Annotated in this window: 8 protein-coding genes; 2 read left to right on the plus strand and 6 right to left on the minus strand. The window is 53.9% G+C overall.

Going from position 1 to position 14,446, the window contains the following annotated elements:
- Together J7394_RS21180 and J7394_RS21185 are read right to left on the minus strand one after the other, a co-directional pair.
- A partial coding sequence (locus J7394_RS21180) for a PA14 domain-containing protein (RefSeq protein WP_247748351.1) occupies positions 1–1,878 on the minus strand: 1,878 nt, incomplete at its 3' end.
- A gap of 617 nt (positions 1,879–2,495) precedes the next feature.
- Positions 2,496–3,209 (minus strand): sulfotransferase family 2 domain-containing protein, encoded by a 714-nt coding sequence (locus tag J7394_RS21185; RefSeq protein ID WP_209255963.1) that lies wholly within the window; start codon positions 3,207–3,209, stop codon positions 2,496–2,498.
- Between the two features lie 1,618 nt (positions 3,210–4,827).
- Here J7394_RS21185 and J7394_RS21190 point away from each other — a divergent pair.
- Positions 4,828–5,613, plus strand: a complete 786-nt coding sequence (locus J7394_RS21190) for a class I SAM-dependent methyltransferase (protein WP_209255964.1) — start codon at positions 4,828–4,830, stop codon at positions 5,611–5,613.
- 484 nt (positions 5,614–6,097) lie between these two features.
- Here J7394_RS21190 and J7394_RS21200 read toward each other — a convergent pair whose 3' ends face one another.
- A complete protein-coding gene (locus J7394_RS21200; RefSeq protein WP_209255965.1) occupies positions 6,098–6,970 on the minus strand; it encodes a hypothetical protein in 873 nt (290 codons plus the stop codon).
- A 302-nt stretch (positions 6,971–7,272) separates the two neighbouring features.
- Here J7394_RS21200 and J7394_RS23180 point away from each other — a divergent pair, with 302 nt between their 5' ends.
- Complete coding sequence (locus J7394_RS23180) at positions 7,273–8,157, plus strand: 2OG-Fe(II) oxygenase (RefSeq protein WP_209255966.1); 885 nt, start codon at positions 7,273–7,275, stop codon at positions 8,155–8,157.
- Between the two features lie 26 nt (positions 8,158–8,183).
- Here the strand turns inward: J7394_RS23180 and J7394_RS21210 are convergent, their stop codons facing one another.
- The 3 genes from J7394_RS21210 to J7394_RS21220 form a co-directional block, all read right to left on the minus strand.
- Positions 8,184–9,119, minus strand: a complete 936-nt coding sequence (locus J7394_RS21210) for a hypothetical protein (RefSeq protein ID WP_247748352.1) — start codon at positions 9,117–9,119, stop codon at positions 8,184–8,186.
- Between the two features lie 166 nt (positions 9,120–9,285).
- A complete protein-coding gene (locus J7394_RS21215; protein WP_209255967.1) occupies positions 9,286–9,828 on the minus strand; it encodes a 4'-phosphopantetheinyl transferase in 543 nt (180 codons plus the stop codon).
- Positions 9,825–14,444 (minus strand): MupA/Atu3671 family FMN-dependent luciferase-like monooxygenase, encoded by a 4,620-nt coding sequence (locus J7394_RS21220; protein ID WP_209255968.1) that lies wholly within the window; start codon positions 14,442–14,444, stop codon positions 9,825–9,827. The genes J7394_RS21215 and J7394_RS21220 overlap by 4 nt, the downstream gene beginning before the upstream one ends.
- Positions 14,445–14,446: the final 2 nt, after the last annotated feature.

A 14,446-nucleotide genomic window follows, 5' to 3' on the forward strand; every position in this document is an offset into this window, starting at 1 on the left:
ATGTTCGCCCGCTTTGCTGGGGTCGTCCCCATGCGCGTGCGCATCAGGCAAAGCCTTCACCGCCGCAACATAAGCCTCAACCTCAGAAGCATCCGTCGGAGGGGGAATATAACCCGCACTGTGATCGGTGTGATCGCCGTGCCCGGTGTCATCTCCACCGGTGCTGTCATCGGTGTGGTCGCCCTGTCCGGTGTCATCTCCGCCGGTGCTATCGTCGGTGTGGTCGCCATGCCCGGTGTCATCTCCACCGGTGCTATCGTCGGTGTGCTCACCGTGGCTGAAGGCGTCTCCGCTGATCACCTCACGGGCGCCGTTGCTGTCGGGACCTTCCCATTCAAGCTGCAGCGTGGCCTCTCCACCTTGCTCAAAATACAGCACCTCAATCTCATGGGCGCCTTCGGACAGGTCCAACGTGACGCTTTGCTCTTCAAACCAGTGCAGCCCGTCATTGTCGATGACCGGTTGGCCGTCGATATAGAGCGCAGAGCCGTCGTCCGAGGTCAGGTAGAATGTATAGACACCGCCCTGAGCGACATTCAGGTTCCCTGTATAGCGTGCGGCGAAATTGTCAGACGGCCCACCGTCCCACAGAGAGCTGTTGCTGCGGAAAGTATTGAGCTGCGATGCTGTGCCCGTTCCATAAGGCGTTGCGTCGAAATCGATCTCAGACAGGCTTGAGACGCCCGCACCCAGCACAAAATAGGACCCGTACAAGCCCTGCATGCCAGCGCCATGGCCGGAGTCATCTCCACCGGTGCTGTCATCGGTGTGATCGCCGTGCCCGGTGTCATCTCCACCGGTGCTGTCATCGGTGTGGTCGCCCTGTCCGGTGTCATCTCCGCCGGTGCTATCGTCGGTGTGGTCGCCATGCCCGGTGTCATCTCCACCGGTGCTATCGTCGGTGTGCTCACCGTGGCTGAAGGCGTCTCCGCTGATCACCTCACGGGCGCCGTTGCTGTCGGGACCTTCCCATTCAAGCTGCAGCGTAGATCTACCCTGAGCTTCAAAATACAATATTTCAATTGCATGGGCCCCTTCGGACAGGTCTAGGGTCACGGCCAACTCACGCGCTCCATGCAGCCCGTCATTGTCGATGACTGGTTGGCCGTCGATATAGAGCGCAGAGCCATCGTCCGAGGTCAGATAGAGCGTGTAGACACCGCCCTGAGCGACATTCAGGTTCCCTGCATAGCGCGCGGCAAAATTGTCAGACGGCCCACCGTCCCACAACGAACCATTGCTGCGATATGTATTGAGTTCCGACGCCGTGCCCGTTCCATAAGGTGTTGCGTCGAAATCGATCTCAGACAGGCTTGAGACGCCCGCACCCAGCACAAAATAGGACCCGTACAAGCCCTGCATGCCAGCGCCATGGCCGGATTCATCTCCACCGGTGCTATCGTCGGTGTGATCGCCATGGCCCGTGTTGTCGTGGCTAAAGGTATCTCCGCCGATCACTTCACGGATGCCGTTGCTGTCAGGACCTTCCCACTCAAGCTGCAGTGTGGCGTGAACCGCAGCGTCAAAATATTGGACCTCAATATCATGCACGCCTGCGGCCAGGTTCAGGGTCACCGCCAACTCGCGCGTTGAATGTAGCCCGTCATTATTGATTACACGCTGCCCGTCGATATAGAGCGCGGAGCCATCATCCGACGTCAGGTAGAGCGTGTAGGTTCCACCCGCTTCAACATTCAGTTGGCCTGTGTAGCGCGCAGCAAAGTAGTCCGACGGACCATCTGCCCAAAGCGATCCAAGAGAGAGCTCAGTATCGAGTTCGGACACCATTCCCGTGTCGGAAGGTATAGCTTCGAAATCAATCTGAGACAGATTCGAAACGCCCGAATCAACGACGAAGTACTGTGCAAAAAGGCCCATAAGGTTACCTGCTCTCTCAATCCCGCTGTCTAGCGGTTATTGTTTCCATTTGACGGCCTCAGCGAGGCCCAATTAAGGCGGAATTGCGTCTCGGCAAAAAGCTGCGCAAAGCCACACATCCGCTGCAACACATCACTAGGAAACCTAAAAACCATTAAACATGGAGCGAGCGCCAATCGACCGCCGCAAAAAGGACCCGCTCACTTGGAGCGTGGCACGGTGCTTTCATGATCTACTCGCTGCTTTTGCAACATCCCCATTCACTAATTCTGGATTGTTTCAAATCCGTAATCATTGCAATCCTCATTTAAGGAATAGATGACTACTCGGCAAAAATCAGCGGAACAAAGTGTGTGCATTGGCGGAAACATGTCCAACCCCGCTCGGATTTACTCCTTTGGCTTGGCACGTGACTTCCTGAAAGGTGCATTCTTGTAGTTTCTACTACTTTGAAGTGAATTTGGGCGGTGATTAGCTCTTCCAAGTTTGTGGCAAACGCGAATGCAAGGAAACGTCGCGCGACGTGCTAACTTTCTTGGCGATACGCTAGGTGAACTTACTCGTCTATTAGAGCATGGTTTGAATACTATACTAATAGGTATCCCACCAATGGGTGTTCACCTAAGCCAATCGTGGCGCTGCTTTGCGACCACCGCGCGGGCTAGTGGCTTGGCCAAGGCTGTCCGCAAACCTGCATGAGGATCCCGTTTTAGGCCGGCGGTAGTGGGGCGTTTGTAGCCGAACCGCTCATAGTCAACGGCGAAGAAATCGGCAATCAGGTTCACATCCTCAACTGTCAAAGTGATTGGTTCGCGCGTGCGTTTGAGCAAATGCCCCATCTTTTCCGTAGGCGCTGTGGTTTCGGTCACTTCATCAAGTCGGCCAATTATAGTGTCAAAGCCGTCTTCAAAGTGAAAAGTCTCGGCCTCTTTGGGCACCAGGTCTGATTGTGGTCGGATGTGATTGTGATAAATTCGGGCATCTAGATTGCATGCCGCAACCACGATCCTGAGCCAAGTTGAAAAGCCAAACCGGCTCATCCGTGAAGCGCCTGTCTGAAAGCGGTATTCACTTTGCAGCCGGGTAAGCGGGTCACGCACCACTGCAAAACTATAGATTACGTCGGGGATTAGTTCGGCTAGATCAATAGCTGTCAAATGCGTGGCAGGGGATATCAAGCCGGTACCAACAATTCCTTCACGCTTGTTGTGATCAATCAAGCTGAGACGCCCACCAAAGCGGCGTTTAAGATATTCCTCGACACTTGATCCACCTGTCTTTGGTACATGGGCAAAAAAGAGTTGGCCCTTAGGTGTGCTGATGACAGGCATACGTGTTAGCTTTCTGACACTATTGGATCACTATGTTTTATTGCGTTTGGGGCGCCTGTACGGCTCACGCACATAAAGTCATCAGTGAACATGATCTTTGGTTCCATATTAAAACCTTTCTTGGTGTGCTTAGGTTTACCTGCTTCGTTGCTAAAAGTGCATTCTTTATGGGCCGAGCTAATGATTTAGCCTTTTATCCAAGTAGTTTCATATCTGTTCGACAACTGCGAGGCTCTGGACCCATTGATTTGGTTGCATTCAATGAGCCGTGTTGATTCAAGCTCCCGAACTTAAGGAGGCATGGTGAGCAAATTATTTTAGCAAAGCGAAGGCGGCTTGAACACGAAATTGCAGACCTTAACAGATACCTCTGGTCGCCCCCCATTCGGTTCTTAATGACCTTGAGCCAGGTCAGCAACCACACAGATGCTGGGGCGTTCCTGAGCAATTTACCCGCCGCAGATTGTGTAATTGCCGACTGCGGGTACAAGAGGCAAACTGGCTCTGAGATGCCTTGTAAGACAAAGAAATACGGTCCTGAACCCTTGGCAGGAAGTTACGCGATAAGTTGGTCTGCTATGACAAAATACAGATACAAACGACGCAACGGAGTAGAGATTATTTCGTGCGATTGTAGGACTTTAGACGCGTCAAGGCGCGCTCCGACAGATACCTGAAGGTATTCCTTTCAAACATTGCGCTCGCTTCGGCCATCATCTTATGACTTTGAAACTCAATGAGATACTGCAAAGGGACCTGCGTCACACGCACCGCTGCTACCACTTGTCAAATCAGCACCGCGTTGCCGCTACTCCAGTATTGAGTCCACATGCAGGAGTACTGGATGGGATCGTTTGTGAGATTGGACGCATCACCCGGGACCAACGCGCGGTTTTCGTCATCGCTGAGGACAATCTTAAAGCCGCGCGCCAAAGTCCAAAATAGTTCGAGACTGTGAATGAACCAAAGGTGTTTGCTCGTTGGCTGGGTGGATTGGGCGGTGGTATTATGGCAATTGGTCTGGAGGCTTGGCCTATGTCGCAATGATCGCATGGATGTTTGGCAGAGTTGAACCTAAATGCTGTGCCTTTGGAAACCTGCGCTCCGCTTGGCGACTGAAAAATTATTCAGCAGAAATATGATCGTCTTGCAAATGTCACCGAGAGGATTTTTGCGGAACTTCGGGCTCAAGCAGCACAATCACACCCGTCCTCACCATGCCCTTAAATTGTGCCTGCCCGCGCCAAAAGCACTATTGGAGAAACACCAAGTTAGTGGATCAAAAATAGGGGGCTAGACACGTTGACCACGTACCGCAGCATGTATCCGATGGATCTCAGCTGAGTGTCGCGACAGCAGGTAGGGAGAACATGAACAAGATAAAGTGACACCGCCTTAGAGGATCAATCATTTTTTGCAAAACAGTTTGACTGAGATGCCCCTGCTACCGAAGTCTGGAGTAAAAGCGGAACATTGCAGTCGTTTACTTTCCTGTGCAATATGCAGTTATAGCTGCAAAGAACTTACTTAGGTTCCAATTTGTGTCGGAGACCGAATTTAGGTTTACAGCATTGGTCAAAAGTTAACCTTCCCAGATTAAAGAACTTAAAGGACAGAAATGCGCGATATTGAGAAACAGGTTGAGCACTCCGGAAACGACCCGAAAGGATATGTTGGTCCGTCTCAACAGTACGATTATATGGGTGCGACGCAGTTCGCATTGTTGAGCGCACTTGGATTGCGCGCGCACCATAAACTGTTGGACATCGGCTGTGGTTCATTGAGGGCGGGTCGGTTTTTTATTCAATACCTGAATTCCGGAAACTACTATGGGATAGAGCCGAACGAATGGCTAGTTCACGCTGCTAAAAACGGCGAAATCGGCCGAGATTTATTTGACCTAAAGAAACCCTCGTTTTCGAACTCTGACGATTTCCAAGTCGAATTTGAAGGCAAGTTTGATTTTATTTTAGCCCAATCCATTTTTTCCCACACAGAACTACAACTATTGGAAAAAGCTTTAAAAAACATCAAACCCGCGATGTCTCACGACAGTCTTATGATATGCACGTTTTTGGAGGCGTCACGGGATAGTCATGGCGACCGTTGGGTTTACCCCGAGTGCGTTACTTTCCGACCGAAAACCCTCCAAACAGTTTTCTCCAGTGTTGGGCTTCACGGAACACGGATACCTTGGTTTCATCCGCGTCAGGACTGGTACATTGTTTCCAAGGACAAGCGTAGTTTGCCTAATATTCTCGAGAAAAAATATCTTCGAGGTGCCATTTTGAATAGTGATGAACTTGCTGCGAGTCGATCTTTCGTCAGCCGCAGTCGGCGACGTATCAGGTCTTGGGTGGCGCGAAGGATACCCGAAGCCATAAAAGAACAACTAAAGAACTGACTACGAGATGTCATAAAGGGGCCTGTGTCACGCATCGCCGTTATTGCTTGTCAGAACAGCGCTGCGCTGCCGCCATTCCCGTATTGAACCCATATGAAGGAGTACGGGATGCGACTGTTTGTTGGACTGGATGTATTGCTTGCTAAGATCACAGTCTGCGTGATTAGCGAGTACGATTAAATCACAAAGGAGGCCGAGGCAGCGAGCAATCCGGAGGTATTAGTTGGCCCGATTTGACTGGTCTGGATTGATGTTATCGTATGACTGGTCTCTGATCACATCGGCGCAATGGCATTGCTAAGCAGTCAGCCAGATGCCGATTGGCTGTTCGGGGATCACTGCTATGATGCCAATTGGTTCAGGGACGCGTCAAAATACAAAGGCATACGTGCCCACATCTCTGGTCGAAAACAACGAAAGGTATCCGTCATGTTCTGGCTACGAAACAAGAATGGGTCCTAACCCTTGCTCCGTAGCCTCAATATCAGGCTTTTAGTTTGAGCAGATCTTGCATTGCTTCCTGTCTGGCGCCACCAATGTATTTGTCATAATCAGAGTGCAGAAACAAATGAGCATAGTAGATTTGAAACCTCCATTTATATTGAGTTTTGTTTAGCAAATTCTGATTTCTCTGAATCTTTACATTGTTTTGGGACGAATTGAATTCTTCGATTGCACGTAGTTGACCATTGTAAGTTCCATACATTTCAATTTCAGTGCCAATGATGTCATCGAAATACATGAACTGCCGAGGCAGGAAATGTTCGGGGCGGTTTTCACAATGATCAAAAAGCCTGAAGCTTTCCCGCGTTGAGGACCAATAGTCCGTGTCGTTAAAAATGGCCCCAATCGGGGGAGGAGAATATTCTTCCAAAAATCCGTCGATACTGTCTCGGATATTTCCGAGAATAATTTTTCCGTTTGGCACTTGTGCTTTAATTGCATCCACATCCATTACATACTGTTTCTCAGCGAACCAATACGGTAAATCTGCAGAGCCTTCAGGAGGTGGCATACCTTCGCCTGTGTCGAAGCCATAACAAACGACGTCAACACCTGTCGCCCGTTTCACCTCATCAGCGTAGTCACACATGTATGCAAGGCCGTTGCCTCCAGCTACTCCAAATTCGATAGCGGAAATTCGTTGATGACCTAACATTTTTCCCAATTCTGCGGCACGCATCATGCACCAAGAATAGTGGGGCCGGTCAACGGCCTGAGTCGCGAGCTTAAATTCGGGGGAATATCTGTAAAGCCCATTTGTGGCCTGTATTGTCGAGCGTAATAGTGGTCCCAACCAAGACGTTTGCGCTTCTGTTGATAGTAGGGCCCTAGCAACCCGGTTCTTTAATGACATTCTTCGAGAACTCCAAAAGTTAGGCAATCAATGTATACTAGTCCATAGCCCTAGAAAAAAAACACATTTTCATGATCTTCTAACATTAAATTAAATTGGGAATTGTGATAATTGGACGGTCTCGCGATTGTCTTGGGGCTATAGATACGTAGGTTAAAGAGTACCCGGATCGGGGGTAACGTGAGGACATAGACAGAACTGCAACAGGACACGCGAGGGCGCCCGGTGCTGTTGACACACGGCGCGACCTTTGTGCACGGTACGTCGTCTCTAGAGATAATGTTTTTGACTGAGGTTTTGCAGTGACAAACAATTCTGACAGGCCCCTAAGTGGCGCCGAAAGCTCAAGCGTTTACCAGATCGATTGCGACACTCTCTATATCGATCCCCAGAAAGCCGCTGAAATTGGTAAGAAATTCGCGGTTGAATATCAGTCGGGGAAGCCTTTTCACTACATAGGGATTGATAATTTCTTGCCTTTGGCCGTTGCTGAAAAGATGAGGCAGGAGGCCTTGTCCCAAGGCGAAAAGGCCCCTGAGAATCTCAGCCCGCAAGAACATCTGAAGACATCCTACAATCCGGACATTCTGCCGTTATACTCGCGCGCGGTATTCAACGCATTGAACTCAAGGGCATTTCTTAGGTTCCTTGAAGAGATGACGGGGATTTCGGGCCTCATCCCGGACCCTTATTTCCTAGGGGCAGGCATCCATCGTACCAATAATGGTGGGTATTTGGGCATTCACGCAGACTTCAATTATCATAGGCCAATGCAGTTGGAACGCCGACTCAACTTGCTCATTTACCTTAATCCGGATTGGAAACCCGAATATGGTGGCGCGTTTGAAATCTGGACTGATGACATGACACAGCAGATCGCAGCTTTCCCGCCACTCATGAATCGTATGTGCTGTTTTTCGACTAGTTCGACAAGCATGCATGGGAACCCGGAGCCTATAAACCACCCAGACGGCACCCCTCGTCTTTCAATTGCTCTTTATTACTATACAGCGACTTGGTCTGACAGCCATATCGCACATTCAACGCTGTTCCGCGTCCGTCCCGGCACCGGCGACAAGGCAGAAAATAAGGCGCACCGGTTACATACAATGCGAAAATACACCCCTCCCGTTTTGCACCCATTTGCAGAAAAGGTTATGCGTAAGTTGCGGATCGTCTCATGGTGAACAGGCAACATCATTGAGATCATAACTTATTGCTGTCCAACCCCGGTGCGTTGATTCTTTTGCACCACATCCCAGACGATTTCCTGCATCAGCCGGGCGGCCTCGGGGCCGGGGTCTGCGGCTCGGGTTCTGTCTGCTTTTGTCATAGCACGCGGCAGACCCACCGGTGACGTCTGATATAGGACGGCATAATGGGTCAAGGCGACAAGATAGGTGCCATAGTCGCTGAGGTGGATATTGTCAAAAAACAGATCCTCGCGACTGGATATGGGTCCAACGCCGCCCCGGCTTTCGACCTCGCGCACGAACTGAGCCACAACCTGACCAGCGGGAATGACATATATGGGTTTGGGCTGATCCTCACGGGCTAAGGCGCGTCGCAGGATTTCTTTTTCCCAATAGCGTTCTAAATCCTTATCGAGGCGTTCCAGCCAATCTTCTTTACCATCCAGTGGGTGCCATGTCTCGTATAGGTAAATACGTATGTCCGGGTTGGCTTGCCTGGCGAGTTGCACCCATTCATGCAGGTACGTCTCGCTGTCATGATACTTGATTGCATCTCTGATCTCGACCATCTCGGTCAGGATCAGCGTGTCGTAATTACCGGTCGCTAGCGCGTCCTTGGCGTTCTTATAGTCAGTGGGCATGTTAAGAAGCTCAAATCCGGCAAGAGACTCCCCCTGATCCCAATGTGCTTTCAGGGGTGTGCCCCAACCCAACTGACTGCTGTAATTATGTCCATCCCCTGCCAGTTGCATCAGCATCACGGGTATGTTGGGGCCTACAAGGCTGTGGCCGAGGTGAAAGACATTTACGGGGCCGGATGGGGCCGGGCCCGGCATCTCATATAGCGCATCAAAGGCCTCAATATCCAACGGTTTGGCGGTTCCGAGCCGGACCACTCCGGCAATAGTGGCGATGGCAAGAAGGGCAAAAGCCGGAAGATAACGTTTGATCATCATTGAAACCTGTTGCTGTGTATTGTGAAACCTCTTGCTGTGCATTGTAAGGAGGTGTGCTTCAGATACGTTCGTAAATACGAAGATACTGTTTTCGGCGATGAGTGTTCTAGTTGTGATGTGCAGCCTTTCCGACCGATCTACAAGGATCGCGCGCCGGGCAGGAAACTCAATTTTTTACCTCCTTAAACTCGATAACCTGACCCGTCATAGGATAGGGTGTCTTGTAGATGCTTTCCTTCATACAAAATACCTGCCTAGCCAAATTGTCCACGCCGCAAGGCGGGCTGCGTCTCCAGCCAATCTTGCTCGGATGGGGTGCAGACAACCTATTCAAGGTCGGCAGCCAGTGGTGTGCCCGGTTCGATTTCGACGTTGATACTCTGTCCGCGCCTGTTTTATGCAACACAACCGCGATACAGATGTCATCACTATGTGTGATGGATCCCACCAAACCAGCTGGCCAGATAGGACTGCGATCCGGCGCCATTGGAATGGTGTTCAGCTGGTGATTGAGGTTTTGCACGGCCTGACGTGCGGCAACACGCCCAGAAGTAAACTCCAACTGAAGTTTTGTGACGGCGCGCGCCTTTGCTGGTTCTTCTTCGGGCAGCAAAGCCCCGCCCGGGGTTTTTGGATCGGTCACACCAATACCTATACCCGGGCCGAGCATTTTCTGAAGCTCGGCTTTTATCGCTACAAACCTGCTCATGCCGACCGTCTGCGGGCGCGCATTTCGCGGCGGCGGGCCATTGCATCGCCGCGATTGCTGGCCTTGTCCTGCGCTGGTTGGACCGGTTCTGCGTCAGCAGGTTTGACTCCGGTTTTCTTCTCAATGGTCTCGGCCAAGCCTGCCAAAGTCGGGAATCGGAAGATATCCGTGATATTGAGGCCGGGTACGTTCAACTCTTTGCGGATTTCCCGATGCGCCTGCACGGCCAACAGGGAATGCCCGCCGAGATCGAAGAAATTGTCTCGTCCGCTTATTTCGGCGACCCCCAGAATCTGTGACCAGATCGCTGCGATCTTCTGCGGAACCGAGCCGCCCGAGACGGGTTCGGATACCCGAGTCGCAACGCGGGGCTTCTGCACTGAAGGGGCAGGCAAAGCCTTGCGATCCACCTTGCGGTTCGGTGTCAACGGGAAGCTCTCCAGCGTCACGAAATGCGTGGGCACCATGTAGTCTGGAAGTTGCGCTGCCAATGCCTGCCGCAATGCCTTTTCATCAACAGTTTGATCGACGGTCATGTAAGCCGCGAGTTGCACTAAGTTGGGCGTGTCCTCTCGCGCGATGACAACCGACTGGCGCACGCCAGCTTGCGCGTCGATCAGACTTTCAATCTCACCCAGCTCGATCCGATAGCCGCGCAGTTTGATCTGGTGATCTGCCCGGCCCAGGAAATCGAGCTTACCATCCGTCTGCCAGCGCACCAGATCTCCGGTGCGATAGAGCCGTGCACCCGGTACATCTGAGAACGGGTCAGGCACGAACCGCTCGGCGGTCAGGTCTTCGCGTTGCCAGTAGCCGCGGGTGACGCCAGCGCCGCCGATATACAGCTCTCCTGCCACGCCGATGGGAACGGGGTTTCTGTGTTCATCCAGCACGTAGACTTGCGTATTGGCTATGGGCGTGCCGACATTGATCACGCCTTCGGCAGAAACGGCGGTTTCGGTCGTTGACCAGATCGTTGTTTCCGTCGGCCCGTACATGTTCTCGATATGCGCAGGCGACAGCTTGTTAATCTGTTTGACCAGCGAGCCGGGCAGGGCCTCGCCACCGATCATCATGTGTTTGACCTTGGACAAAGCAAACCGCGCTTCGTCGCTCATCAGGATCATCTGCGCCATGCTGGGGGTGCATTGCAGGTGGCTGACGTTGCGGCGAATGATCTGGGCGGCAATGGAATAGTCGTCCTCGGCCAGTTCTGTATCCTGATTGGACAGGCGCAGAACCTCGGCCAGAGGCTTCAGACCCTCCATCACCTGATCGACCGAGATGCCATAGTCGATCAGGCAGGCGATCTCATCGACACCGATGCGTTTGAGTTCTTCGACCCGGTTCAGGCAGTCCTCAACAGTGCCAAACAGGCCGGAATCCTCAAAATAGCGCAGGAAGGCGAAATCGAGGATGCCTTCGAGTTCATCATCAGACAGGCTGCCCAGATCCAGTTGGAACGGGTTCGACACCCCTTTGGGTTTCTTGAAGGCCGGGAAGGCCCAGGCATATTGCTTGATCAGCCCGGCGGCCGAGCGCAGGTAGTTCTTCATCGGCTCGCGCGCGACCTCGCGCACTTCTTCACGGTCCTGCCCGACATAGGTGTGCAGCATCAGGGTGACCGTGTGATCATCGGGATCGTACCCCGCTTCGCGCAAGGCCGCTTGATAAATACCGATCTTGTCGGCCACCTCTTGCACGCTCTGGCCGAGAAGGTGAGTCAGCACGTTGGCGCCGATGGCCCCGGCTTCGCGCCAGGTGTCCGGATTGCCCGCAGTGGTGACCCAGACGGGCAGTTTCTTCGATACCGGGCGCGGCTGCGTAACCACGCCGTGCATATCCCCGGACTTGGTGGGGAATTCCACTGTCTCGCCAGCCCAGAGCTGACGCAGAGTGCTGATCGCTTCGAGCATCGCGGGTTTGTTTTCCGGCGGCGTGTTCTCGGGCCGCAGGACAAAATCATCGGGCTGCCAGCCAGAGGCGATGGCAAGCCCCGCGCGCCCGTTGGTCAGGTTGTCGATTACCGCCCATTCTTCGGCAATGCGCGCGGTATGGTGCAGAGGTGCGACGCAGCTGCCTGCGCGGACACCGATATTCTCGGTCACGGCGGCGACGGCTGCACCCGTCACGGACGGGTTGGGGTAGGGGCCACCGAAGGCATGGAAATGACGCTCGGGCGTCCAGACGGCGCAGAAGCCGTTCTGATCTCCGAACTTTGCGCCCTCAAGCAGCAGTTTGTACTTGTCGCGCCCGACACCATCGTCGTTGCCCCAGTAGAACAGGCTGAACTCCATGCCCTTGCCGGTGATGGATTTCCCGGCACTCACATCACCTGCGACCAACGCGCGGTTTTCGTCATCGCTGAGAACGATCTTGAAGCCGCGCGCCAGCGTCCAGAACAGCTCTAGCACCGAAATATCGAAGGACAGGCTGGTAACCGCTAGCCAGACCCCGGCCGGATCATGACTGATGCGATCGTCCATGCCGGTGAAGAAGTTCGACACGTTGCGATGTTCGACCATGACCCCCTTGGGGCGTCCGGTCGAGCCAGAGGTATAGATCATGTAGGCGAGGTTCTCCGAACACACGCCGCTGTCGACATTGTCTTTTGCAGCCGTTCCCAGCCGTGGGTCCTTGTCCAGCAGCAAGGCTTGTGCGCCGTGATCAGGCAAGCTTGCGGCCAGAGCGGATTCCGTCAGCACCACCTTCGCGCCACTGTCTTCAAGATAGAGCGCCGTCCGATCCGCAGGATAGGCCGGGTCCATCGGCACATAAGCTCCGCCCGCCTTCAGGATCCCCAGCGCCCCGATCAGCAACAGCGGGGATCGTTTGACATGCAAACCCACCAGCGTATCGGGGCCTACACCCATCTCACGCAACACATGCGCAACCTGATTGGCCAGAGCGTTCAACTCGGCGTAGGAGAAGCTAAGGTTCTCAAAGACCAGCGCCGGGGCATCTGGTGTGCGTGAGACCTGCGCCTCGAAATGCTGATGCACGCAGGAGGTCTGATCGTATGCGGTGTCGGTATCGTTCCAGTCCTGTAGGATCTGAGCAAGCTCGGTCTCGGGCAGGATAGGGAGGTCCCGGATCGCCTGACCGCGCTGCGCCTCACCGGAGAGTGCCACCAGCAGGTTTTCCAGCCGGGCCGCAAACAGGTGCAGAGCGGCGTCCGAGACATGTCCGCTGTCCACAAACAGCGCGGCCTGATCCCCGGATGCGACAAGGGTCAGGCTTGTCCCCGGAACCAGCCCGGCCGAGACATCATCGGACAAGCCAATCGCAGGCGTTTGCAGCGGAGTTGATCCCGGCATGCGCGCTGGTAAATCGCAGGCAAACGGGCCCATCTCGCGGGCCTGTTCGATGGTTTGGCTCAGCCCCTCTTGCGCCTCTGCAAAGGCCTGATCAGCCGCGAAGCGGATCGGAACCCAGCTGTTGATATAGGGTGATGCGGCATCCGATAGCCGCAGCGCCAGATCAAGATGTATGGTATCGCCGAGCCGCGCCATGAGGGCCGCCAGCGCCGTTTGGGAGGTGATATTGTCAAGGCCAGTTGGGAGGTGCAGCACTTGCGACCGAGGCGCACCGGACGGGGCCGCTGTGTTGATCAGGGGGATCTCGATCTGCTGTAGCGCTTCAAGTCGGATACGCCATTCGGGTTCAGCGGACAACGTGGCAGAAACATATCGGTCGATCTGCACCACTTGATCTGGGGTAGGTACGGGCAGGGCGCTGCCCCCGTTCAACAGCCCATCGGTCGAGACCGAAGCCCCCAAACCATTGCGCAATCCGCTGACCTCAACCACTCCGTCACTTGTTGCAACGGTCAGGCTGTCGGCTGTGCTTGCCAGAATGGTACCGGGTGTCGCGTCGGTTTGCTGATCGCTGACCTCGACCGAGCCGACCAGCCAGATCTGGCCATCACGCTCGATCTTCGGACAGCAAAGCGGGTTCCAGTATTCTCCATGATCCAACGCGCGGGTCAAAGCGGCCAGCTCAGTAGCATGCTTGGAGAAATCCAGCCTAGCGGCTGCCTCGGGGCGGTCGTTCTTTGCAAAATAGCTGCGCTGCGACAGATCTTGCGAGGTTGTCGGCTGATCCGTCTCAAGCGCGCGGATCACATCTCCAAAGCTTTCGATGGCGGCGCCATAGCATTTGGTATTCAAGGTCAGGGCGGTCTCACGGTCGCTGATATCGAACAGATTCTGGGCGACAATCCCGCCTTCATCGACACCGCCCGAAATCTTGTGCCAGGTGATCCCGTGTTGTGCCTCACCGTTCAGAATGGCCCACACCGGAGCGTTCAGACCGGCATAGCGTGGCAGCGGGCCATCATGGAAATTGACCGCGCCCTTGCTGGCTTTGTCCAAAAGCGTCTGCGGCAACAGATCGAGATTGGCGATGCTGAGCAACCAGTCGAACGACGCACCCTCGATCCGGTTTGACAAATCCTGACCAGGGGCATGCAGAGGCAGGGAATGCGACTGTGCCCAGGCCTCGACATCCGGGTTGCGGGTCGCCACCCCCTGAATACTGTGCCCCGCCTCCAGCAGCATTTCCCCGCATTGAATGACAAGGGATTCATGGCCGATAAGAAATGTGCTGAAAGGCATCT

The organism is Ruegeria sp. R13_0, from assembly GCF_017743995.1.
GTDB lineage: Bacteria > Pseudomonadota > Alphaproteobacteria > Rhodobacterales > Rhodobacteraceae > Ruegeria.

Coding starts and splice junctions, on each gene's coding strand:
- J7394_RS21185 (WP_209255963.1), bottom strand. CDS start 3,209: ATGCCTGTCATCAGCACACCTAAGGGCCAACTCTTTTTTGCCCATGTA.
- J7394_RS21190 (WP_209255964.1), top strand. CDS start 4,828: ATGCGCGATATTGAGAAACAGGTTGAGCACTCCGGAAACGACCCGAAA.
- J7394_RS21200 (WP_209255965.1), bottom strand. CDS start 6,970: ATGTCATTAAAGAACCGGGTTGCTAGGGCCCTACTATCAACAGAAGCG.
- J7394_RS21210 (WP_247748352.1), bottom strand. CDS start 9,119: ATGATGATCAAACGTTATCTTCCGGCTTTTGCCCTTCTTGCCATCGCC.
- J7394_RS21215 (WP_209255967.1), bottom strand. CDS start 9,828: ATGAGCAGGTTTGTAGCGATAAAAGCCGAGCTTCAGAAAATGCTCGGC.
- J7394_RS21220 (WP_209255968.1), bottom strand. CDS start 14,444: ATGCCTTTCAGCACATTTCTTATCGGCCATGAATCCCTTGTCATTCAA.